The following is a 21532-nucleotide window of genomic DNA, read 5'->3' as shown; positions in this document are numbered from 1 at the left end:
TTTCTTTAGGGAACTCTTCATTTAAAAAATGACTAGCCAAAAGCAAAGTCATATACCTATGCTCACAATACGATTTAATTCACACATATCATATCAAAATGTGATGCAATTATCACTAAAACACACAACCCAATAGTCATATTTTGTAGTAATTTAAATTTTAAAATAAATTCAAAAAGTTATGATTTCATCAGTGACGTATGTCTTTGATATTAAGTTTTTGATTAAAATAAAAACACGTTATTTTATGTGATTTTTCGTATGAAAGGCTAAGTCAATTAAGGATTCACTTAGCCAAATTAGATTAACCAATACGTCGCTTCAGACCTGTCATCTGTAAAACTCGTGTAGAGATTTCCTCTATCGACATCTCAGTAACATTCAAATATTTAATCCCTTCGGAGATATAGATACCCTCAATCGCACGTAACTCCATTTGACATTGACTAAAGCTGGCATAACGGCTATTCGCTTTTCGCTCACTACGAATAGCAACTAACCGCTCTGCATCAATCATTAAACCAAAGAGTTTATTTTTATGCTCTTTGAGTACCGCAGGTAAGCGATTGTCATCCAGGTCTTCTTCGGTCAAAGGATAGTTTGCCACTCGAATACCAAATTGTAATGACAAATAAATCGAAGTTGGTGTTTTACCTGAGCGAGATACTCCAACTAAAATAAGATCAGCTTTGTCATAATGTCGAGTGCGTGCACCATCATCGTTATCTAGTGCAAAATGAACTGCATCAATACGTGCTTTATAAGATTCGGAATCTGTTACTGCATGCGTTTGACCCACCAATGTTGTTGGAGGTGTACCCAATTCTTGTTCTAATTTACTAATTAAGCCTTCAAAGACATCCAAATTTACGGCTTTAGCAGTATTAATGATTTCACGTACATCTGGATCGACCAAAGTATCAAAAACAAGTGGTAAAGAACCGTCACGTTTCTGGCACGCATTGATCTCTACAGCAACATTCATTGCCGCCTCTTCTGTGGTGATATAAGGCATGATATGAATATCAAAATCAACGTTGGGAAATTGCGCAAGTAGCGAATGTCCAAGGGTTTCTGCGGTGATTGCTGTACCATCTGAAATAAAGAATACACTCCGTTTAATTTGTTTACTTTCGGGCATCAAAATTCTCCTTAAACATTTGTCTTAGTGCTCTATAATCTTTATAGTAAACTCATCTAACATGGCTGTCGCTTAGTAAAACGCTAAATCTAGGCACATTCGTATAATTTCATACCAATGATGGTCATTCATACTGCAAAAAAAGTGGAGTAAATACTTTGGAAGCGCGCGTAATCGGTCTGGAAAAATTAGGAAAACACGATGTCGAACTCGTAGGTGGGAAAAACTCATCTTTGGGTGAAATGATCAGTCATTTATCAAATGCTGGCGTATCGGTACCTGGTGGATTTGCAACAACTGCAGCTGCCTATCGTGAGTTCTTGGATCAAAGCGGCTTAAACGCTCGTATTCAGGCTGAACTTGCACAGCTAAATGTTGACGATGTTATTACACTTGCTGAAACAGGCGCTAAAATTCGTAAATGGATTGTTGATACTCCACTTACTACGACATTAGAACAAGAAATTCGTGAGGCTTTTGCAGCACTTTCAAACGGCAACCCAGACATTGCTGTTGCGGTACGTTCTTCTGCAACTGCAGAAGATCTCCCTGACGCTTCATTTGCAGGTCAACAAGAAACATTTTTAAATATTCGCGGTATTGATAATATTCTTATTGCGATTAAAGAAGTTTTTGCATCACTTTATAACGACCGTGCGATCGCTTATCGTGTACACCAAGGTTTTGAGCATAGTGTTGTTGCCCTTTCTGCTGGTGTTCAACGTATGGTTCGCTCTGAAACTGGCGCTGCGGGAGTCATGTTTACACTCGATACAGAATCAGGATTCCGTGATGTAGTCTTTATTACTGCATCATATGGTTTAGGCGAAATGGTTGTTCAGGGCGCAGTTAACCCAGACGAATTCTATTTATCTAAGCCGCTGCTCAATAATGGCAAACACTCTGTTTTACGCCGCAACCTTGGTTCTAAACACCAAAAAATGATTTATGGCGAAGAAGGTTCAGCAGGCAAATCAGTGGTTGTGGTTGATGTTGAAAAACCAGAACGTCAACAATTTGCGTTGAATGATCATGAATTGCATGAGCTTGCTAAACAAGCATTAATTATTGAACAACACTACGGCTCACCAATGGATATTGAGTGGGCAAAAGATGGTGATGACGGTCAAATCTATATTGTACAAGCGCGTCCAGAAACTGTAAAAAGTCGTCAAAATGTCGGCACAATGGAACGCTACCTGTTAAAACAGCGCGGTACTGTCATCTGTGAAGGACGCTCAATCGGTCAACGTATTGGTTCAGGTCGCGTACGTGTTGTGACTTCAATCAAGGAAATGGATAAAGTACAAGATGGTGATGTACTTGTATCTGATATGACTGACCCAGATTGGGAACCAGTGATGAAACGTGCTGCTGCGATTGTAACAAACCGCGGCGGTCGTACTTGTCACGCAGCAATTATTGCTCGTGAACTTGGTGTACCTGCCATTGTTGGCTGTGGTAACGCAACAGAAGTATTAACTGATGGCCAAGAAGTAACTGTTTCTTGTGCTGAAGGTGATACAGGCTTTATTTATGAAGGTGCGTTAGACTTTGAAGTACAACGTAATTCAATTCATTCAATGCCTAAACTACCGTTCAAAATTATGATGAACGTGGGTAACCCAGACCGTGCATTTGACTTTGCTCAAATTCCAAATGAAGGGATTGGTCTTGCTCGTCTTGAGTTCATCATCAACCGTATGATCGGTGTGCATCCAAAAGCATTATTAAACATCGAAAGCCTTCCTCGTGAAACACGTGCTGCTGTAATGACACGCACGGCTGGCTACACTTCTCCGATTGAGTTTTATGTTGAAAAGTTAGTCGAAGGTATTTCAACACTCGCCGCTGCCTTTGCAAATAAGCCTGTGATTGTGCGTATGTCTGACTTTAAGTCAAATGAATATGCGAACTTAATTGGCGGTAAGTTATACGAACCTGAAGAAGAAAACCCAATGTTAGGTTTCCGTGGCGCTAGTCGCTATGTATCTGACAACTTCCGTGATTGTTTTGAGCTTGAATGTCGTGCATTGAAAAAAGTGCGTGATGAAATGGGCTTAACCAATGTTCAAATCATGATTCCATTTGTTCGTACAGTTTCTGAAGCGAAACGTGTGATTGAGCTGCTTGCTCAAAATGGTTTAAAACGTGGTGAAAATGGCTTAAAAGTCATCATGATGTGTGAATTACCAACCAATGCATTATTGGCTGAGCAATTCCTTGAGCATTTCGATGGTTTCTCGATTGGTTCAAATGATTTAACACAACTTACACTAGGTCTTGACCGTGACTCTGGTATCGTTTCACATCTGTTTGATGAGCGTGACCCAGCAGTCAAAGCTTTATTATCGATGGCTATTCATGCCTGCCGTAAAGCAGGAAAATACGTCGGAATCTGTGGACAAGGTCCTTCAGATCACCCAGATTTAGCTAAATGGCTGATGGAGCAAGGTATTGAATCTGTTTCACTTAATCCAGATTCTGTCCTTGACACGTGGTTCTTCCTTGCTGAAGAGCAGATCAAAAAAGCCTAATCTTTTATAAAAAAAGACCCTTCCGTGGGGTCTTTTTTCATCTTTAGTCATTGAGATTTTTTTATTATGCAAATTTACTTGGCTCGTAACAATCAACAAGCTGGACCATATAGTTTAGAACAAGTGAACCAAATGCTGACCAGCCAACAGGTTTTACTTACCGATCTTGTTTGGCATGAAGGTATGACTGAATGGAAAACACTTGGTGAATTAACACAAGGTAAACTTGTTTACGAACCTGTAGGATACTCTCCTTTCAGTACGCAAATTAATAATGAAACAGAAAAAGCCTCTTTTAATATTAAAGTGGAACAAAAAGCACCTGAGCTTGCTGCTTTTCACTCACGAGCACTTGCCAAAATTTTAGATTTAATGCTTTGGTTACCGATGGCTGCAATTCCATCATTTTTCTTTAATGAAAGCCAATATAAAGAACTATTTGATATTCAGAAACAGTTACAAGCTACCCAAATGGCTTCGACCAAAGCTGTCGAATTACAGCAACAGTTGATGCAACTCATTCCAAATGAAGCATGGATGACGATGTTTGCCTACTTGATTATCATGCTGATGATTCAAGCCTTCTTTATTGCTAAATCAGGACAAAGTATTGGTAAGAAAATAGCGAAAATAAAAATTGTTGATGTAGAGCAAAATACTCAGGTGAATAGCATTCGTGCATTTTGGCTAAGAAGTGTCTTGTTCATTATTCTCAATTTATTATTTATGCCTTTTATTACACTTATTGACTATACTTTCTTCGTTTTCAATAAAAATCGTCAAACATTGCACGATAAATTGGCAAAAACCAAGGTCGTAAAGCAATAATCACAAATCAATAAACAAAAGAGGATTTAATCCTCTTTTTTTATATATTAAATTGATATCTAAAAGAAAAACACACTACCAAACAATAAACCCTACAAAATAAATCGGGTTTTAAAACAAGTATTTCTGACCCTGTTATGTGTAGCTTAGTTTTTCAATATGAGGCATAATGCCCAACAACGTAGCGGTGTCGCATGATTGCTAAGCATTTCACAAAAAATTCTTATCAATCATGCGACACTTTAATCGCTATCCCATAATTTAATTAGGGAATGGGACTCTTCACCGAGGTTGTAAAATGAGACAAACGATTTTAGCTGTATTGTCTTTATCTACGATGGCTGCACTCTTGACTGGGTGTGGCGGTGATATGGTACTTCTAAACAATAAAGGTCCAGTAGGTCAAGGTCAAAGTGACCTGATGATGACTGCGATCTATCTAATGCTATTGGTGGTAATTCCATCAATCGTAATGGCATTATGGTTTGGTTGGCAATATCGCGCATCGAATAAAGATGCAGACTATAAACCTACTTGGGCACACTCTACGACAATTGAGATCGTTGTTTGGGGTGTTCCTGTCATTATTATTGGTATTTTAGCTTGGTTAACTTGGTGGGGTTCCCACAAGTACGACCCTTACCGTCCGTTAGAATCAGATAAAGCACCATTAACTATTCAAGCTGTCGCTGAACAGTTTAAATGGATTTTTATCTATCCTGAGCAAAATATTGCAACGGTAAACGAAGTACGTTTCCCAGAACAAACGCCTATTAGCTTCAAGATTACGTCTAACTTTACGATGAACTCGTTCTTCATCCCACAGTTAGGTGGGCAAATCTACGCTATGGCGGGTATGCAAACTCATCTTCACTTATTAGCAGATGAACCAGGTGTATTCCGTGGTTTCTCAGCAAACTATTCAGGTTATGGTTTCTCACAAATGCGCTTTAAAGCACACAGCGTGACTGAACCAGAATTTGCACAGTGGGTTGAAGCTGTAAAAGCTGGTAATGGTACAAGCATTAATGCTGAAGCGATTCAAAAAGGTACACTTGACCAAGCTGAATTAGCAACACTTAAAGATGGTGATCGTTCTAAACATCAGATCGAAATTCTTGTTAACCGCGCTAAAGCTGCGGGTGATGAAGAAGCTATCGCTAAAGCTGAAGCAATGAAACCATTCCCAAATAAGCCACACCCTGTAACGTATTACTCATCAGTTGAACCAAAATTGTTTGAAACAATCATCAACCACTACATGAGTAACTATCACGGTGCTGACCACTCTGCTGCTGGACATGCAACAGCAGAAACTCATGCTGCAGCTGAACACGCTGCTCAAGGGGAATAAGACATGGATATGATTTTTGGCAAATTAGGTTGGGACTCTATCCCAACAGAGCCGATTGTACTCGTTACCATGGTCATGATGGCTCTTGGTGGCATTGCGGTTGTTGGTGGTATTACCTATTTCAAGAAATGGGGCTACCTTTGGAAAGAATGGTTTACATCTGTAGATCATAAAAAGATTGGTATTATGTATATCATTGTATCTGTAATCATGCTGTTGCGTGGTTTCGCAGATGCGATCATGATGCGTCTACAACTTTTCCTCGCTAAAGGCGGTGGTGAAGGTTACCTACATCCTGACCATTACGATCAGATCTTTACGGCACACGGCGTAATCATGATCTTCTTCGTAGCAATGGGTCTTGTTGTTGGTATGATGAACATCTCTGTACCTTTACAGATTGGTGCTCGTGACGTTGCATTTCCATTATTAAACTCTTTAAGTTTCTGGTTGTTTGCTGGAGCTGCTGGTTTGATGATGGTTTCACTTGTATTAGGTGAATTTGCTGCTACAGGTTGGATGGCTTATCCTCCATTGTCTGGTATTCAATATTCTCCTGGTGTTGGTGTTGACTACTATATTTGGGCACTTCAGGTTTCTGGTCTAGGTACGCTTTTATCAGGTGTTAACTTCTTCGTTACCATCATTAAAATGCGTGCTCCTGGTATGAAACTGATGGACATGCCGATCTTTACATGGACTTCTCTTTGTACGGCAGTACTCATTATTGCATCATTCCCTGTATTAACAGGTACACTTGCAATGTTGACGCTAGACCGTTACTTCGGCTTCCATTTCTTCACCAATGAGCTTGGCGGTAGCCCAATGCTTTACGTGAACTTGATCTGGACATGGGGTCACCCTGAGGTATACATCTTAGTATTGCCAGCTTTTGGTCTATACTCAGAAATCGTTGCAACGTTCTCTCGTAAAGCGTTGTTCGGTTACAAGTCAATGGTGTATGCAACAATTGCAATTACTGTACTTGCATTCGTTGTATGGCTTCACCACTTCTTTACCATGGGTGCTGGCGCGAACGTTAACGCGTTCTTCGGTATTATGACCATGGTTATTGCGATTCCTACAGGTGTGAAAATCTTCTCTTGGTTATTCACAATGTATAAAGGTCGCATCACCTATACTACCCCAATGTTATGGACGCTTGGCTTCCTTGTGACATTCGGTATCGGTGGTTTAACTGGTGTACTTATGGCTGTTCCACCTGCGGACTTCCTTGTACATAACTCATTATTCTTGATCGCTCACTTCCATAACGTAATTATCGGTGGTGTGGTGTTTGGTATGTTTGCCGGCATCATCTTCTACTGGCCGAAAATGTTTGGTTGGAAGCTCAACGAGGCATGGGGTAAAGCTGCGTTCTGGTTCTGGTTCATCGGTTTCTATTTTGCATTCATGCCACTTTATATCCTTGGTTTCATGGGTATGACACGTCGTTTGAATACATATGATAACCCTGAATGGGATCCTTACTTAGCAATTGCATTGTTTGGTGCTGTGCTTATTGCGATTGGTATTGCATGTTTCTTAATGCAAATCATCGTTGGTTTCTTACAACGTAAGGACAATATGGACCATACAGGCGATCCATGGGATAGCCGTACACTTGAATGGGCAACATCTTCTCCTGCTCCGTTCTATAACTTTGCACATGTACCAGAAGCTAGCGGTGTTGATCGTTTCTGGACTGACAAAGAAAATGGTGTAGCATACGCTCGTGATACCAAATATGAAGACATCCACATGCCGACTGATCGTGCAGCTGGTTTTGTCATTGCAATGTTCATTACTGTACTTGGCTTTGCATTAATTTGGCATATTTGGTGGTTAGTCGTTGTTTCATTCGTTGCAGCTGTTGTTAGCTTGATCGTAAGCTCATTCACTAAGAATGTTGATTACTACGTTCCTGCTGCTGAAGTTGAGCGCATTGAAAACGAACGCTATGCTTTACTTGAAAAACACTTGAAGAAGGACTAAGGAAATGGCTGAAGTACTTCATCACGACAACCACGGTCATGACGGTCATCACGAACATGATGATACAGACTTAACGGTCTTTGGTTTCTGGACTTATTTGATGAGTGACTTGATTCTTTTCGGATCACTCTTCATTGCGTTCGCCGTATTAAGCAGTCATATTCCACCTGGTACTCCAAGTGCGAAAGATCTTTTTGGTGATTCTTTAGGTTTTGTATTAACCGAAACTTTTGCCCTCTTGATCTCTTCGGTAACATTCGGATTTGCAGTTCTTGCATCTTATAAAAAGAATGTAAACCAAGTGATTACTTGGTTATTCATTACTTTCTTATTTGGTGCAACGTTCATTGGTATGGAAATCTATGAATTTCATCACCTTGTACATGCTGGCCACGGTCCGACTCATAGTGCATTCTTATCAGCATTCTTTACTTTAGTTGGTACACACGGTATCCACGTAACTTCTGGTTTAGTGTGGATGCTGGTACTTATGTATCAAATTAAAAAGAATGGTTTGACACTACCGAATACACGTCGTCTTGCTTGCTTAAGCTTGTTCTGGCACTTCCTTGACATCGTTTGGATCTGTGTATTCAGCGTCGTTTACTTAATGGGAGTTCTCTAATGAGTGGTCATGACCATAATGCTGCTGGTGCATCACACGGTAACTTCAAACAGTACACGGTTGGTTTTATCCTGTCTGTTGTCCTCACCATCATTCCTTTTGGAATGGTGATGGCGGGTGGTTTTAGTCGTGGTATTTTAATGACTGTAATCGCTATTACAGCGGTTGCTCAGGTACTTGTACAACTTGTGTATTTCTTGCACATGAATACATCATCTGAACAACGTTGGAATTTGATTGCATTCATTTACACAATCCTATGTATCGCTGTTCTTCTCGTAGGTTCAGTGTGGATTATGAATTACCTACACTACAACATGATGATCTAAACTGATTGTCATGTGGAAAAAGTATCTATTCCTGACTAAACCAGGAATTCTCTTCGGTAATTTTATTACCACCTTGGGCGGCTTCTTTTTAGCCGCTCAAGGCTCCATAGACTTCCTCTTATTATTACTTACTCTGATTGGAACGACATTTGTTGTTGCTTCTGGTTGTGTCGTAAATAATGTAATTGATCAAGACATCGATCAAAAAATGCAACGCACCATGAACCGTGCTCTTGTAAAAAAAACAATCTCCCCTACTATAGCAATGTTTTATGCATTCGTTTTAGGTGTCATTGGTTTTAGCATTCTTTGGTTCTATGTGAATGCTTATGCATTCCTATTCGCTGTGATTGGATTTGTCGTCTATGTTGGGTTTTATAGTTTGTGGACAAAACGTACCACAATCCATCAAACCGTGATTGGTAGTATTTCTGGAGCGAGTCCCCCAGTTATTGGTTACACGGCTGTAAGTCACCAATTCGATATGGCTGCTCTCCTCATTTTTGTTGCATATGCTTTATGGCAAATGCCACATTCTTGGGCGATTGCAATTTATCGGTTTGACGACTATAAAAATGCAGGAGTGCCTATTTTACCAGTAGCACGTTCTATTCTGAGAACCAAAATTGAATCACTGATCTATGTGATTTTATTTACGCTTTCAATGAATGCTTTATATGTATATGGATACACCAATATTATTTTCTTGGTGATTTGCAATGCATTATGTATTTACTGGTTTTATATTGGTATTTTAGGATTTAAAGCTGATAATGATCAGCTTTGGGCAAAACGTTTTTTTCTTTTTTCAGTCATTTTAATTACTGTGATTAGTTTGAGCTTTAGCTTTACATTCTCAAGTCCTGCACCCCTACTCCCTATTTTTTAAAAAGATAGAGACATCTCTGTCTTTTTATTATTCCTTTCTGTTGTTATCATTTCGTGCAATAAAAACATTAGATTCTTATTGCCTAAATGAAATTACACATTGTCCAATTATTCAAACCCTTCTTTTATTCCAGTTTATTTGTGATCTGTTGTTAGTAGTTACAGCACTATAGAATGTTCCAACATGAAAGTTTACTGCGGACAAAAACATGAAATTGCTTGCGATTTAAGCCAAAGGTGTCTAGAATTAGCGCTTCGCAATTTGCGACATAACTTTTTAGTTATGACTCCTTGCTTCTAATTTTTATAATTAGGGGCTGCTTAAACCGTAAGGAGCTGACAATGCGTCACTACGAAATCGTACTATTGGTACATCCAGACCAAAGCGATCAAGTTGTAGGTATGGTTGAACGCTATATCTCTCAGATCAAAGAAGCTGAAGGTCAAATTCACCGTTTAGAAGATTGGGGCCGCCGCCAATTGGCTTACCCAATCAACAAAATCCACAAAGCACACTACATTCTTATGAATGTTGAATGTGGTCAAACGACTCTTGATGAGTTAGAAGAATTGTTCCGTTATAACGATGCAATTATTCGTAACATCATTATCCGTCGTGAAAATGCAATTACTGAAGAATCATTACTTGCTAAAAGTGCTGAAGAAAAACGTGCGCGTAAAGCTCAACGTGAAGAAGCACAACACGCAATTCCAGAAGCTGAATAAGGAGAACCTCAATGGCACGTTTTTACCGTCGTCGCAAGTTCTGCCGCTTTACAGCTGAGAAAGTTGCGTATATCGACTACAAAGATATCGACACTCTAAAACAGTACATCACTGAAAACGGCAAGATTGTTCCTAGCCGTATTACAGGTACTAAAGCTCGTTATCAACGCCAATTAGCGTTAGCTATTAAACAAGCTCGCTATTTGTCTTTGATTCCGTACACTGACAACCATAAGTAAGTGAGGTGAGCTGTGGACGTTATCTTATTACAACGCATTAAAAATCTTGGTAAATTAGGCGACAAAGTATCAGTTAAAGCTGGTTACGGTCGTAACTTTTTGATTCCTCAAGGTAAAGCAGTAGCTGCAACTGAAGCTAACACTTCAGCTTTCGAAGCTCGTCGTGCTGAACTTGAGAAACAAGAAGCTGATATTTTAGCTGCTGCAAATGCACGTGCTGAACAATTGAACGAAGTTAATATCGTTATCACTGCGAAAGCTGGTGATGAAGGTAAACTTTTCGGTTCTATCGGTACTCGTGACATCGCTGACGCTTTAACGAACGCAGGTCTTGTTGTTGACCGTGCAGAAGTTCGTTTACCAAACGGTGCGCTTCGTCACACTGGTGAATTCAACATCGCAATCCAATTGCACCATGATGTTGTTGCTGAAGTTCTCGTTACTATCGTATCTGAGTAATTTCTGCAAAGAAAAAGAGCATGTTTTACATGCTCTTTTTTTATGTCAAAATTTTATAAATAAAGTGCAACTTTTAATTTTTCACCACTTACACAATTTTCACTGAATTAAATTGTCGCGTTTACCTCCATTTGGATTAAGATAGTCACTCGGTTATGTTTCATCTTTTTTATTAGGTCTTGTTATGTCACAGGCGAATGCCAATTTTACAAAAAATTCTCCAAACACAGAGAGTAAAGTGAGTGACTCAGGTCAATTAAAAGAATTTCGCACCCCGCCTCATAATCTTGCAATCGAGCAAGCTGTTTTAGCTGCATTAATGACGGTTGCTGAATCCTTTGAGCAAGTTAGTGACTTACTCAAAGAAAATGATTTTTATGCTACACGTCATAAATATATTTATCGTGCAATTGAAAAACTGGCTCAAGAAAACTCACCTTATGATGCGGTTTTGGTAAATGATTGGTTACTCAAACAAAACTTGTTAGATGCAATTGGTGGCGAAGAATATTTAATGCAACTGATGGCAGATTCTCCTTCAAGTTTTTATAACCTTGAAACTTATGCCAGTAAAATTAAAGAATTTTCAACACTACGTGCAATGATTAAAGTCAGTAGTGATATTTTACAAAATGCTTATGACACCAAAGGTCGACCTGTTAGTGAAATTCTAGATTTAGCAGAAACTCAAATTTTCTCGCTAGCAGAACAGCATAACAATAATAAAAAAGATTCAGGTCCAAAATCGATTAGCTCTGTAACGGCGGATGTTATTTCTAAACTAGATGAGCTTTCTAAATTAGAAGGAAATATCACAGGTTTAACCACAGGCTTTTTAGAACTTGATAATAAAACTTCTGGTATGCAAGCTGGTGATCTAATCATTGTAGCCGCACGTCCATCGATGGGTAAAACCACTTTTGCGATGAACTTGGTTGAAAGCGTTCTGCAATATAATCGTTTACCTGCTTTAGTGTTTTCTATGGAAATGCCAGCAGACTCGATTGCAATGCGTTTAATTTCAGCCATGGGTAAAGTACACCAAGGTCATTTACGTTCTGGTAATTTAGATGCAGATGAATGGACGAAAGTGACGGGTACGATCTTGCAATTACAAGAAATGCATTTGTACATCGACGACTCCTCTGCTCTTCCACCCACAGAACTTCGTGCACGTGCTCGACGAATTGCAAAAATGCATGATGGTAAAATCGGTTGCATTATGGTCGATTACCTTCAATTGATGAAAGTGCCAGGTATGGGTGATAACCGTGTTGGCGAAATTTCAGAAATTTCTCGTAGTTTAAAAGCACTTGCAAAAGAAATGCACTGCCCCGTGATTGCATTATCGCAGCTTAACCGTAGTTTGGAGAATCGCCCAAACAAACGTCCAGTAATGTCTGACTTACGTGAATCAGGTGCAATCGAGCAGGATGCCGATTTAATTATGTTTATTTACCGTGATGAAGTTTATAACAAAGAATCTAAAGAAGCAGGTACAGCAGAAATTATTATCGGTAAACAGCGTAACGGTCCAATTGGTAGCGTTCGTTTAGCCTTCGAAGGTCAATATACTCGCTTCAGTAATTTATCGCCTGAGTTCTATGCTCAGTATGAAGATGACGAATAATATTCAAACTATTTTTATTTTATATACAGTCCAAGTCGACCCAAAGGAGAACTCAGGGTGCGCCAAGCAACAGTTTATATTGACAGTGAAGCACTGCAATATAATTTAAACCGTGTTAAACAACTTGCTCCACATTCAAAAATCGTCAGTATGGTCAAAGCCAATGCTTATGGACATGGAGTCAAAAACTGTTTAGCCGCCTTAGAGGCCACGGATGCTTTTGGTGTCGCCTGTCTAGAAGAAGCTTTAGAGATCAGGCAACTTGGATATACTCAGCCGATTACATTGATTGAAGGTGTATTTGCTGAAAATGAGATGCAACAAGTCATCGAACAGAAGCTTGAATGCATCGTGCATCACAACCAACAAGTAGAATGGTTAATTCAGCATAAAGCTGCTTATAACGCATTAGATTTAAAGGTTTGGGTAAAACTGAATAGTGGAATGAATCGTCTGGGTTTTAAAAAAGCAGAAATTATTGCCGTTATTCAACGCTTAAAAGCTGAAGGTTTTATTTGCGTTTTAACCATGCATTTTGCCAATGCTGATGCAGAACATCCCTTAAATGAACAGCAAAAAAATCAATTTTTAGCAGTTAAACAAGCGTGTGACCCAATATTTGCCTCTTGCTGTAACTCAGCAGCAATTTATAAATATCCAGAACTTCATTTTGATTATATTCGCCCTGGAATTATGTTGTACGGAGCATCACCATTTTCGGATAAAAATGTATCTGAGCTCGATCTCAAACCAGTCATGAGTTTCACTGCTGAGATCATTGCATTAAATCAAATTCAACAAGGTGAATATGTAGGCTATGGCTCAACATTCACTGCCCCAAGTCCTTTGACTATAGCTATTGTCTCTATTGGCTATGGTGACGGCTATCCACGCGCTTACGTGAAACAAAATTTTGTTGCAATTGACCAACAAATGGTTCCTGTTGTTGGACGTGTCAGTATGGATATGATTGCGATTGATGTAACCCATATTCATGCAGAAATTGGCACGAAAGTTGAGCTATGGGGTAAGCAACGTTTAGTTGATGAAGTTGCACATGCAAATGGAACAATTGGTTATGAATTACTTTGCCGCCTTACACAACGCCCTACTCGACGACTAGGTAACTAAACAATACTTGATCATTTTTTGTGTTTTATTTCTAATACAGTTTTAACCATTTAAACTTAAAATGCTAAAACTGATATACGATAATCCGCTTAATAAAATGCCGATTCAACAATTCGTTATTTTTCTGATCCGAATTTCTATCGGCATTTTTTTCTTCACCACAGGCTTCAATAAGCTTTTCGTTGAGAAAAATAAACTGATTATGTTGGAGACAATCATTGATGCAGGCATTCCATTTCCTGAAATTATGAGTACTTTTGTTTCCACTACCGAAATGCTTGCAGGTTTATTTCTGCTCCTCGGATTATTGACTCAGCTCAGCAGCATTCTATTATTCATAATTTGTCTTACCGCATTATATACCATTGGAATCCATACAATTCCAAACGGCTTAGATCTAATTAGCTGGTTCAGTTGGTTCTTCTATACTCACGATTTGCTCTATATGTTTCTTTTAACTGTACTCATTACATCTAAACCTAGTATCCTGTCACTAGATCGAACCTTAAACAAAAAGATAAACCTATGATCATAAAAAAAATAGAGTCTCAAAGTAGGGGTTGAACTACTTTGAGTAGTTCGCTTCTATTTATAGACCATAATCAACGGTAGGTTTTGGTAACTCCTGTAGCCCTCGACGCAGAGTTTCTGACCATTGCTTACTAATTTGACTAAAGTACGGATCTTCCTCTCCGATGCGCTTCCCTTCAGGTATGACAAGACTATCCTTGTGATATATCAACGCATCCAATGGTAATCCAACAGAGACATTCGATCTCAAAGTTGAATCAAAAGAGATTAATGAACAACGTAAAGCATCAGCAAGTGGCATCGTATAATGCAAAGCACGATCTAAAATAGGTTTCCCATATTTACTTTCACCAATTTGAAAATAAGGTGTATCGATGGTTGCACAAATGAAATTTCCTTGAGGATAAACATTATAAAGTTGGATTTCCTCGCCCTTAATTTGTCCACTCACTAAAATACTGCAAGAAAAGTTCATCTGTTCTTGGGTATTTTCGGTAATATCTTCTAAAACCTTACGTAATGTTTTGCCCACTAATTCAGCAACTTCAAACATTGTTTTAACAGTAAAAAGATTTGGCTCTTGATCCAAAGCAAGTGCATTTTGCAAATGCCCAATCACAGCTTGAGTTGTCGCTAAATTTCCAGCCGTTTGTAACGCGATAAAACGCTCACCATCAACACCAAAAGTATGTAATTTACGAAATACAGAAATATGATCGACCCCAGCATTGGTTCGTGTATCACTGATCAATACTAAACCCTGCTCCAATCTTAATGCACAACAATAGGTCATCTTTCTCTCTTTAAACTCAACAAGCCAAAACCTGAACAACAGACATCATGCTTTCTACACCTCCCTGCTCTCGCACACCACGAACAGGTGCTACATCCAAATAATCACGTCCAACTGCAACGTAAATATGATTCTGAGGTGTAAATATCTGATTACTTACATCGAAACAATACCACTCATTATCCACAAATACTTCTGCCCATGCATGACTGGCGAGGTGTGGTTGATTTTGATCATATAAATAACCCGAAACATATCGTGCAGGCAAATTGAGTGAACGGCACATTGCAATTAATACATGCGCATGATCTTGGCACACACCCTGCCCAGCATAAAAGGAATTAATCGCTGAGGTCGTCACAGAAGTACTTTCAGGCTGATAAGGTATTTGTCTTAAAATTTCTTCAGCTAACAGAATCAAATGCTGACGATCTTTGACTTTTACGACACTCTGAGCAAAATCAGCCATAGTTAAATCACAGCAAGTCATTGCTGTTCTTTGTTGAAAAATAATTGGTGAAACATCGCTCTCAAAACTACCAAGTTCAGTATCGAATAAATCGACAATTCCCTGCGCCATAATCGTTAAATAATGATAATCATATCTTTGAGTTGCTGTGATCCATAAGTTATTAAACGAATCCCTCTTACATGAGTATTGCCCAGGTACGCTGACATGCCAATTTTCAACGGTTTGATGTTTGGAACTTTGGGGCATCATTTTAATGGACTGCACGCTATTACGCGCAGTCTGAGTATAACGATAATGCGTTTGATGATTCACCATAAGTTTCATGCATGCACCTCGAATTGATTTTCAAGTTTATAAGTAAAAGCATAAAACTGATTTAAATAAGGTTCTGTTTTTAAAATCTCCCAACTTGGCTCTAAATCATTCCAACCTAAACTAAATAACCGTTTAACTTTAAAATCTACCGCTTCAATCACATGATCAATATTTTGATAAAATCTAAAATAAGTATCAATTTGTTCAACCGCTTGTCCTATGTCAAAAAATAGGAAAATCTCTTCTTGTTCTGCTTTTAAAATAGAACAACACTCTTCTACGACTTGCTGTATTGCCAATGCATCTGAAGGAGTATTTTTAATTAAATAATTGATTTCAGCATATGCTTCAGCAGTCAGCAATCCTCTCAATTCTTGGATATTATCTCTCGCAATCTCAAGTTGACTTAGCAGAGAATATGGCTGAGCTCTTGCTAGCATAAATTGATTCAAATTTTCAGCATCATCGATCTGTAAAGACAGTGCTTGAGCAAATTCCGCTGCTTGTTGATCCGTTGAAAATGGTAAATGACTTGCGACATGACCAATTCTAAATAAATAACGTCCTAACCAATAAATATGTTGAGCGCTCGAGCTAAGTAAAACCATACATGTCCTCCCTTATATATTATTAAATCAGCTCAGGCACTCAGCAAGTGTGATGTGTGCCCGAAGCTTAGAGTCTGTCAGAAAGGTTTATGAACGTAACGTCTCCACCACCCATGTATCTTTAATTCCACCGCCTTGAGATGAGTTGACTACCAGCGACCCTGCTTGCATTGCCACACGGGTTAGTCCACCAGGAACAATTTCAGTACGATACGGAGAGCTCAATACGAATGGACGTAAATCGATATGCCGTTCTGCGACTCCATCTGTGGTTAGCGTTGGAGCAACAGATAAAGCCAAAGTTGGTTGCGCGATATATAGGTGTGGTGTTTCAATAATTTTTTGTCTAAATTCTTCAATTTGTTGTGAATCAGCTTGTGGCCCAATCAGCATGCCGTATCCGCCAGAACCTTGAGCTTCTTTGACTACAAGTTTTTCTAGATTACCAAGCACATAATCTAATTGATCATGATCACGGCACTGATAAGTTGGAACGTTACTTAAAATAGGAGACTCACCTAAATAAAATTCAATCATTTTATCTACATATGGATAAATTGATTTATCGTCTGCAACACCAGTGCCGGGTGCATTCGCAATCACAACATTATTTTGCAAGTACGCCGACATCAATCCTGCTACACCCAAAGTACTATCAGGCTTGAATGTTAATGGATCAAGAAATTCATCATCAACCCGGCGATAAATTACATCCACTTGTTGACGACCACGAACTGTTTTCACAAATACTTTATCATCATCAACAAATAGGTCTCGACTTGTTACCAAAGGAACATCCATCTCTCGCGCTAAGAATGCATGTTCATAATAAGCACTATTAAATCGACCTGGTGTTAAAACAACGATTAATGGATTATCAACATGCGCATTTTCTTCCAAAATTGCTCTTAATAACATTGGATATTGTTCAATGCTTTGTAAATTATTTGTAGTGCATAGATCTGGCATCAGCTTTTGACTAATCTTACGACTTTCCAACATATATGAGACACCAGAAGGTGTTCTTAAATTATCTTCCAATACAAAGAAATCACCTTGTCCATCACGAATAATGTCGATACCACTAATCTGAGAGTAAATTTTTCCTTTAAGATGATGTTTCAACATGTGTGGTTGAAAGGCTTCATGCATCATCACTTGCTGAGCAGGTATTAATCCTTCTTTTAAAATATGTTGAGCGTGATAAATATCGTCTAAAAAATAATTAAGTGCTTTAACACGTTGCTCACAACCTGTAGAAATTTTCTCCCATTGTTTTTTTTCAATCACACGAGGAATCAGGTCATAAGGAATCGTACGTTCTGTTCCCTCTTGATCACCATAAACATTAAAAGTAATACCTTGATATAAAAAATGTTGCTTGGCTTGGGTTCCCAATGTTTTTAATTCATCTAAACTTCGAATGCTTAACCATTGTTCAATTTTTTTTGAAGCCTCTCCGTTAAAGCTTTTATCATCCAACATCTCATTAAAAAACTCTGATTTAAGTTGCTCAAACAAATTGGTACTCACACTGAGCTGAGAAATAAATGAAGACGAATCCGTTGAAACCGTAGAAGCCGTTTGATCTGGCGCGTAATAATCTGTGCTGATATGTAGGTTGTGCTCTTGTTCTGTCATAGAAACCTCGTCTCATCATTTATTCATATATCTAATAAGCAATTTCAATGCCACTTATACAAATTCTAATTTTTCATTTATTAAGTCTCAGATATTCAACTAAATGTGAATTAGATTCAGTCGTAAATGAGTAATCTAGATCAGATGGGCTTGCTAAATACAAAGAGTTTTTTTATTGTGTCTGCTTTAGATCAAACAATTTAGTTATTCGCCTATGTCATCCATACAAGAAAAAGAAACGTCTAATAGTCTTTATCGCCAGTGGCAGATACTTTCTCGTTTATCGACTGGGAAATGGATGGGTACTCGTGAATTACAAGAAATATTAGAAAGAGAAGGCATTGAAATCAGTCTTCGGACGATTCAGCGTGATTTAAATCAAATTGCTCAACGCTTTCCAATTGAAAGCAATAAGACTGTGCCGCAAGGCTGGCGTTGGCGTTCTGATGCTCCGATTCAAAGTTTGCCACACATGACCAGCTCACAAGCAGTAACCTTCATGATGGTTGAAGAGCATTTACGCCACCTACTTCCACCTAGTCTTCTTGAAGAAATGACACCTTGGTTTGATTTAGCAAAACGCAGCTTATCTACACAAAATAATGTCAGACAATGGATTAATCGAGTACGAATTGTCCCTGCAAATCAACCCTTAATTCCACCTATGGTCGATAAACATGCGCAACAAGCAATTTACGAAGGATTGTTACAAGATAAACAAATTGAATGTGTTTATCGCGCCAGAATAAATCAAGGTGAAGATAAAACCTATATTCTCAACCCTCTTGCATTGGTTCAAAAAGGTGCAGTGATTTATTTGATTTGTACTCGAAATGATAAAACTGAAGTTCAAACTTTTGCACTGCACCGTTTTAAAGCAGCTATAGTCTTAGATAGTCGTGCCTTACATCCTGTAAATTTTGATATTGATAATTATATTGAATCAGGTGCACTTGGTTTCCGTGTTGATTATAGTAAACCTACAGAACAGATTCTATTAAAGCTAACGATGACTGAAAGTACAGCTCAAAGTTTTTATGAGAGTCAATTAAGCAAAGATCAAACAATTACACCATTAGAAGAAAATATTGTTGAGGTTAGTGCAACAGTTCCTTTCACTTCTCAACTGGTTTGGTGGTTAAGAAGTTTTGGAAAGAAACTGCTTAATATTGAACCTGCCGCTGCTTATAATGCAGTGAGAGAAGTTGAAGAATAATCTAATAAAAAAGAGAACCTTTCGGTTCTCTTCGTAATTTATCAATTTTTATTGTTAAAAATAATTTTTTTATTTTTATAAAATGTTCAAACCAACTTTTCTCCCCGCCTGATCAAAATTGGTTTGTACCTTTTAAGCACATTGATTTTTAATTAACATCAGCACGCTAATTCATAACCATTGTAGCGGATTCTCTTTTTCGTCATCGTTAAAGCCCTCTTTGTTTGAATGTAAAGCTAATATAACCAGAATTTTTTTAGCTGTGAAATAACAAAGATTGGAATCAAAAGCTGATTTTTTGCTATTGCTGATCTTCCAGTAAAAATCAGCTTATTCTTTATTGGATAATAAAACTTCGAAACGATGTAGATGAGTAAAACGACCTGGTTGTATCTGATATTTATCAATTAACGGCACTAAGCGTTGAAAATGCTCTGACTGTACATGTAAATCCAGCGCTTCGCGACTCATCCATTCCTCAATAAAAACAAAATGTCCTTTCTGTTTGTGATCGTGATAAAGATCATAAGCAATACAACCTGATTCAGATCTAGTTTTTTCAACAAGCTCCTGATACAGAGGTAAAACTGCATTAAGGTGTTCTGGTTGAATAAAGTCTTCGGCAATCAATTTTAATGTCATGTTGTCTTCGATTTTTTAAAATTTTTCCATAAAAAAGCTCTCAAATTCATGAGAGCTTTTCAATCACCACATCAGCTTATGCTGAAAATGGATGACGTAATACAATTGTTTCTGCACGATCAGGACCAGTTGAAACGATATCAATTGGACATTCAATTAACTGCTCAATCCGTTTTACATAAGCCAACGCATTTGCAGGAAGTTGATCAATTTGAGTTAAGCCAACAGTTGATTCACTCCAACCTGGCATTGATTCATAGATCGGTTTTAAACTTTCAAATGAAATCGCATCAGAAGAACCTGCACAGCCTGAATCAACATCTTCATAACCAACACAGATTTTAATTTCTTCCAAACCATCCAATACATCAAGTTTAGTCAAGCAAATACCAGATAATGAGTTTACTTCAACCGAACGGCGTAAGATTTCAGCATCGAACCAACCACAACGACGTTGACGACCAGTAGACGCACCAAACTCATGTCCGACAGTACCTAAATGACGACCAATAGCATCACCTGTATCGGTAGATGCATCATAATGTAACTCGGTTGGGAATGGACCAGCACCAACACGTGTTGTATATGCTTTAGTAATACCCAATACATAATCTAAATGTAATGGACCCATACCTGAACCTGAACTCACACCACCAGCAGTTGTGTTCGAACTTGTTACATAAGGATAAGTACCGTGATCGATATCAAGTAATGACCCTTGTGCACCTTCAAACATGATTGCCTTACCTTCTTTACGGTAATCATGTAGCACTTTAGTCACATCAATCACTAATGGCGCAAGTACTTCACGCCATTCGTTACAAAGTGCCAGTACATCTTCAAACTTAACTTCTTCAACGCCATAGAATTGCGAAAGTTGGAAGTTATGTAGCTCTAACATTTCTTGAAGTTTTTCTTCAAGTAACGCACCACCACGAATTAAGTCAGCAACGCGTACAGCACGACGCGCAACTTTATCTTCGTATGCAGGACCAATACCACGACCTGTCGTACCAATCTTCGCATTACCACGTTTCTTTTCACGTGCTTGATCAAGTGCAATGTGGTTCGGCAAAATAAGTGGACAGTTTGGAGAAATACGTAAACGTTGTTTAACAGGTACGCCTTCTTGCTCCAAGATTGCCATTTCTTTGATTAGCGCTTCAGGAGAAAGAACGACACCATTCCCGATTAAGCACAATACGTTTTCACGTAAAATACCTGATGGAATGAGGTGTAATACAGTCTTCTTACCACCTACGACAAGAGTATGCCCTGCGTTATGTCCGCCTTGATAGCGTACGACCGCAGCCGCTTGATCTGTGAGCAGGTCGACGATTTTACCTTTTCCTTCGTCGCCCCATTGGGTACCAAGTACCACAACATTTTTGCCCATAATAGCCTCATTACATCATGCTGTTAAAATTGGAAA

At 38.5% G+C, this 21532-nt stretch carries 21 protein-coding genes; 14 read left to right on the top strand and 7 right to left on the bottom strand.

Annotated elements, in window-relative coordinates; translation table 11 throughout:
• Window positions 1-304 precede the first annotated feature (304 nt).
• Window positions 305-1141, bottom strand: coding sequence for a pyruvate, water dikinase regulatory protein (locus NGC85_RS06415; RefSeq protein ID WP_005054643.1), 837 nt, complete (start codon window positions 1139-1141; stop codon window positions 305-307).
• A gap of 158 nt (window positions 1142-1299) precedes the next feature.
• On the opposite strand from NGC85_RS06415, the gene ppsA reads away from it, so the two are divergent.
• The 13 genes from ppsA to NGC85_RS06350 all read left to right on the top strand — a co-directional run bounded on the left by ppsA (window position 1300) and on the right by NGC85_RS06350 (window position 14411).
• Window positions 1300-3678 carry a phosphoenolpyruvate synthase gene (gene ppsA, locus NGC85_RS06410; protein ID WP_005062385.1) on the top strand — a complete coding sequence of 793 codons (2379 nt, stop codon included), beginning with the start codon at window positions 1300-1302 and terminating at the stop codon, window positions 3676-3678.
• A gap of 66 nt (window positions 3679-3744) precedes the next feature.
• Entirely contained in the window at window positions 3745-4506 is a 762-nt protein-coding gene (locus tag NGC85_RS06405; RefSeq protein WP_169111130.1) for an RDD family protein, read from the top strand.
• A gap of 298 nt (window positions 4507-4804) precedes the next feature.
• Window positions 4805-5860: a ubiquinol oxidase subunit II gene (gene cyoA, locus NGC85_RS06400; protein WP_005054651.1), complete on the top strand. Its 1056-nt coding sequence runs from the start codon at window positions 4805-4807 to the stop codon at window positions 5858-5860.
• 3 nt (window positions 5861-5863) lie between these two features.
• On the top strand, window positions 5864-7855 hold the full coding sequence (gene cyoB / locus NGC85_RS06395; RefSeq protein ID WP_005054653.1) for a cytochrome o ubiquinol oxidase subunit I: 1992 nt from the start codon (window positions 5864-5866) through the stop codon (window positions 7853-7855).
• Between the two features lie 4 nt (window positions 7856-7859).
• Entirely contained in the window at window positions 7860-8480 is a 621-nt protein-coding gene (gene cyoC, locus NGC85_RS06390; RefSeq protein ID WP_005054655.1) for a cytochrome o ubiquinol oxidase subunit III, read from the top strand.
• Window positions 8480-8809: a cytochrome o ubiquinol oxidase subunit IV gene (locus tag NGC85_RS06385; RefSeq protein ID WP_004912170.1), complete on the top strand. Its 330-nt coding sequence runs from the start codon at window positions 8480-8482 to the stop codon at window positions 8807-8809. The genes cyoC and NGC85_RS06385 overlap by 1 nt, the downstream gene beginning before the upstream one ends.
• Before the next feature lie 10 nt (window positions 8810-8819).
• Window positions 8820-9698 (top strand): heme o synthase, encoded by an 879-nt coding sequence (cyoE, locus tag NGC85_RS06380; RefSeq protein ID WP_005054657.1) that lies wholly within the window; start codon window positions 8820-8822, stop codon window positions 9696-9698.
• A 341-nt stretch (window positions 9699-10039) separates the two neighbouring features.
• Window positions 10040-10423 (top strand): 30S ribosomal protein S6, encoded by a 384-nt coding sequence (gene rpsF, locus NGC85_RS06375; RefSeq protein ID WP_005054659.1) that lies wholly within the window; start codon window positions 10040-10042, stop codon window positions 10421-10423.
• An 11-nt stretch (window positions 10424-10434) separates the two neighbouring features.
• Window positions 10435-10662, top strand: a complete 228-nt coding sequence (gene rpsR / locus NGC85_RS06370; protein ID WP_004648825.1) for a 30S ribosomal protein S18 — start codon at window positions 10435-10437, stop codon at window positions 10660-10662.
• Between the two features lie 12 nt (window positions 10663-10674).
• On the top strand, window positions 10675-11121 hold the full coding sequence (rplI, locus tag NGC85_RS06365) for a 50S ribosomal protein L9 (RefSeq protein ID WP_005054662.1): 447 nt from the start codon (window positions 10675-10677) through the stop codon (window positions 11119-11121).
• A gap of 184 nt (window positions 11122-11305) precedes the next feature.
• Window positions 11306-12751, top strand: coding sequence for a replicative DNA helicase (dnaB, locus tag NGC85_RS06360; protein WP_005054664.1), 1446 nt, complete (start codon window positions 11306-11308; stop codon window positions 12749-12751).
• A 57-nt stretch (window positions 12752-12808) separates the two neighbouring features.
• Window positions 12809-13882 carry an alanine racemase gene (gene alr, locus NGC85_RS06355; protein WP_254805240.1) on the top strand — a complete coding sequence of 358 codons (1074 nt, stop codon included), beginning with the start codon at window positions 12809-12811 and terminating at the stop codon, window positions 13880-13882.
• Between the two features lie 61 nt (window positions 13883-13943).
• Window positions 13944-14411 carry a DoxX family protein gene (locus NGC85_RS06350; protein WP_005062397.1) on the top strand — a complete coding sequence of 156 codons (468 nt, stop codon included), beginning with the start codon at window positions 13944-13946 and terminating at the stop codon, window positions 14409-14411.
• Between the two features lie 60 nt (window positions 14412-14471).
• Here NGC85_RS06350 and NGC85_RS06345 read toward each other — a convergent pair whose 3' ends face one another.
• The 4 genes from NGC85_RS06345 to NGC85_RS06330 form a co-directional block, all read right to left on the bottom strand.
• Window positions 14472-15206 carry a proteasome-type protease gene (locus NGC85_RS06345; protein ID WP_254805239.1) on the bottom strand — a complete coding sequence of 245 codons (735 nt, stop codon included), beginning with the start codon at window positions 15204-15206 and terminating at the stop codon, window positions 14472-14474.
• Between the two features lie 16 nt (window positions 15207-15222).
• Window positions 15223-16002: a transglutaminase family protein gene (locus tag NGC85_RS06340; RefSeq protein WP_169111145.1), complete on the bottom strand. Its 780-nt coding sequence runs from the start codon at window positions 16000-16002 to the stop codon at window positions 15223-15225.
• Window positions 15999-16601, bottom strand: a complete 603-nt coding sequence (locus NGC85_RS06335) for an alpha-E domain-containing protein (protein ID WP_254805238.1) — start codon at window positions 16599-16601, stop codon at window positions 15999-16001. Before NGC85_RS06335 ends, NGC85_RS06340 begins: the two co-directional genes overlap by 4 nt.
• 87 nt (window positions 16602-16688) lie before the next feature.
• Entirely contained in the window at window positions 16689-18242 is a 1554-nt protein-coding gene (locus NGC85_RS06330; RefSeq protein ID WP_254805237.1) for a circularly permuted type 2 ATP-grasp protein, read from the bottom strand.
• A 214-nt stretch (window positions 18243-18456) separates the two neighbouring features.
• Between NGC85_RS06330 and NGC85_RS06325 the strand changes: the two genes are divergently transcribed.
• Window positions 18457-19458, top strand: a complete 1002-nt coding sequence (locus NGC85_RS06325) for a YafY family protein (RefSeq protein WP_005062410.1) — start codon at window positions 18457-18459, stop codon at window positions 19456-19458.
• 330 nt (window positions 19459-19788) lie between these two features.
• Here NGC85_RS06325 and NGC85_RS06320 read toward each other — a convergent pair whose 3' ends face one another.
• Both NGC85_RS06320 and NGC85_RS06315 read right to left on the bottom strand, forming a co-directional pair.
• The gene (locus NGC85_RS06320; protein ID WP_254805236.1) at window positions 19789-20100 is read right to left on the bottom strand and encodes a putative quinol monooxygenase; all 312 of its coding nucleotides are present in this window, start codon (window positions 20098-20100) and stop codon (window positions 19789-19791) included.
• A gap of 76 nt (window positions 20101-20176) precedes the next feature.
• The gene (locus tag NGC85_RS06315; RefSeq protein WP_169111153.1) at window positions 20177-21496 is read right to left on the bottom strand and encodes an adenylosuccinate synthase; all 1320 of its coding nucleotides are present in this window, start codon (window positions 21494-21496) and stop codon (window positions 20177-20179) included.
• Window positions 21497-21532 lie beyond the last annotated feature (36 nt).

The sequence above is a fragment of the Acinetobacter sp. Z1 genome, assembly GCF_024296945.1.
In the GTDB taxonomy this organism is placed as follows: Bacteria; Pseudomonadota; Gammaproteobacteria; order Pseudomonadales; family Moraxellaceae; genus Acinetobacter; species Acinetobacter beijerinckii.
The sequence above is the reverse complement of the archived record's forward strand: the minus strand, read 5'-3'. Positions and strand labels throughout refer to the sequence as shown.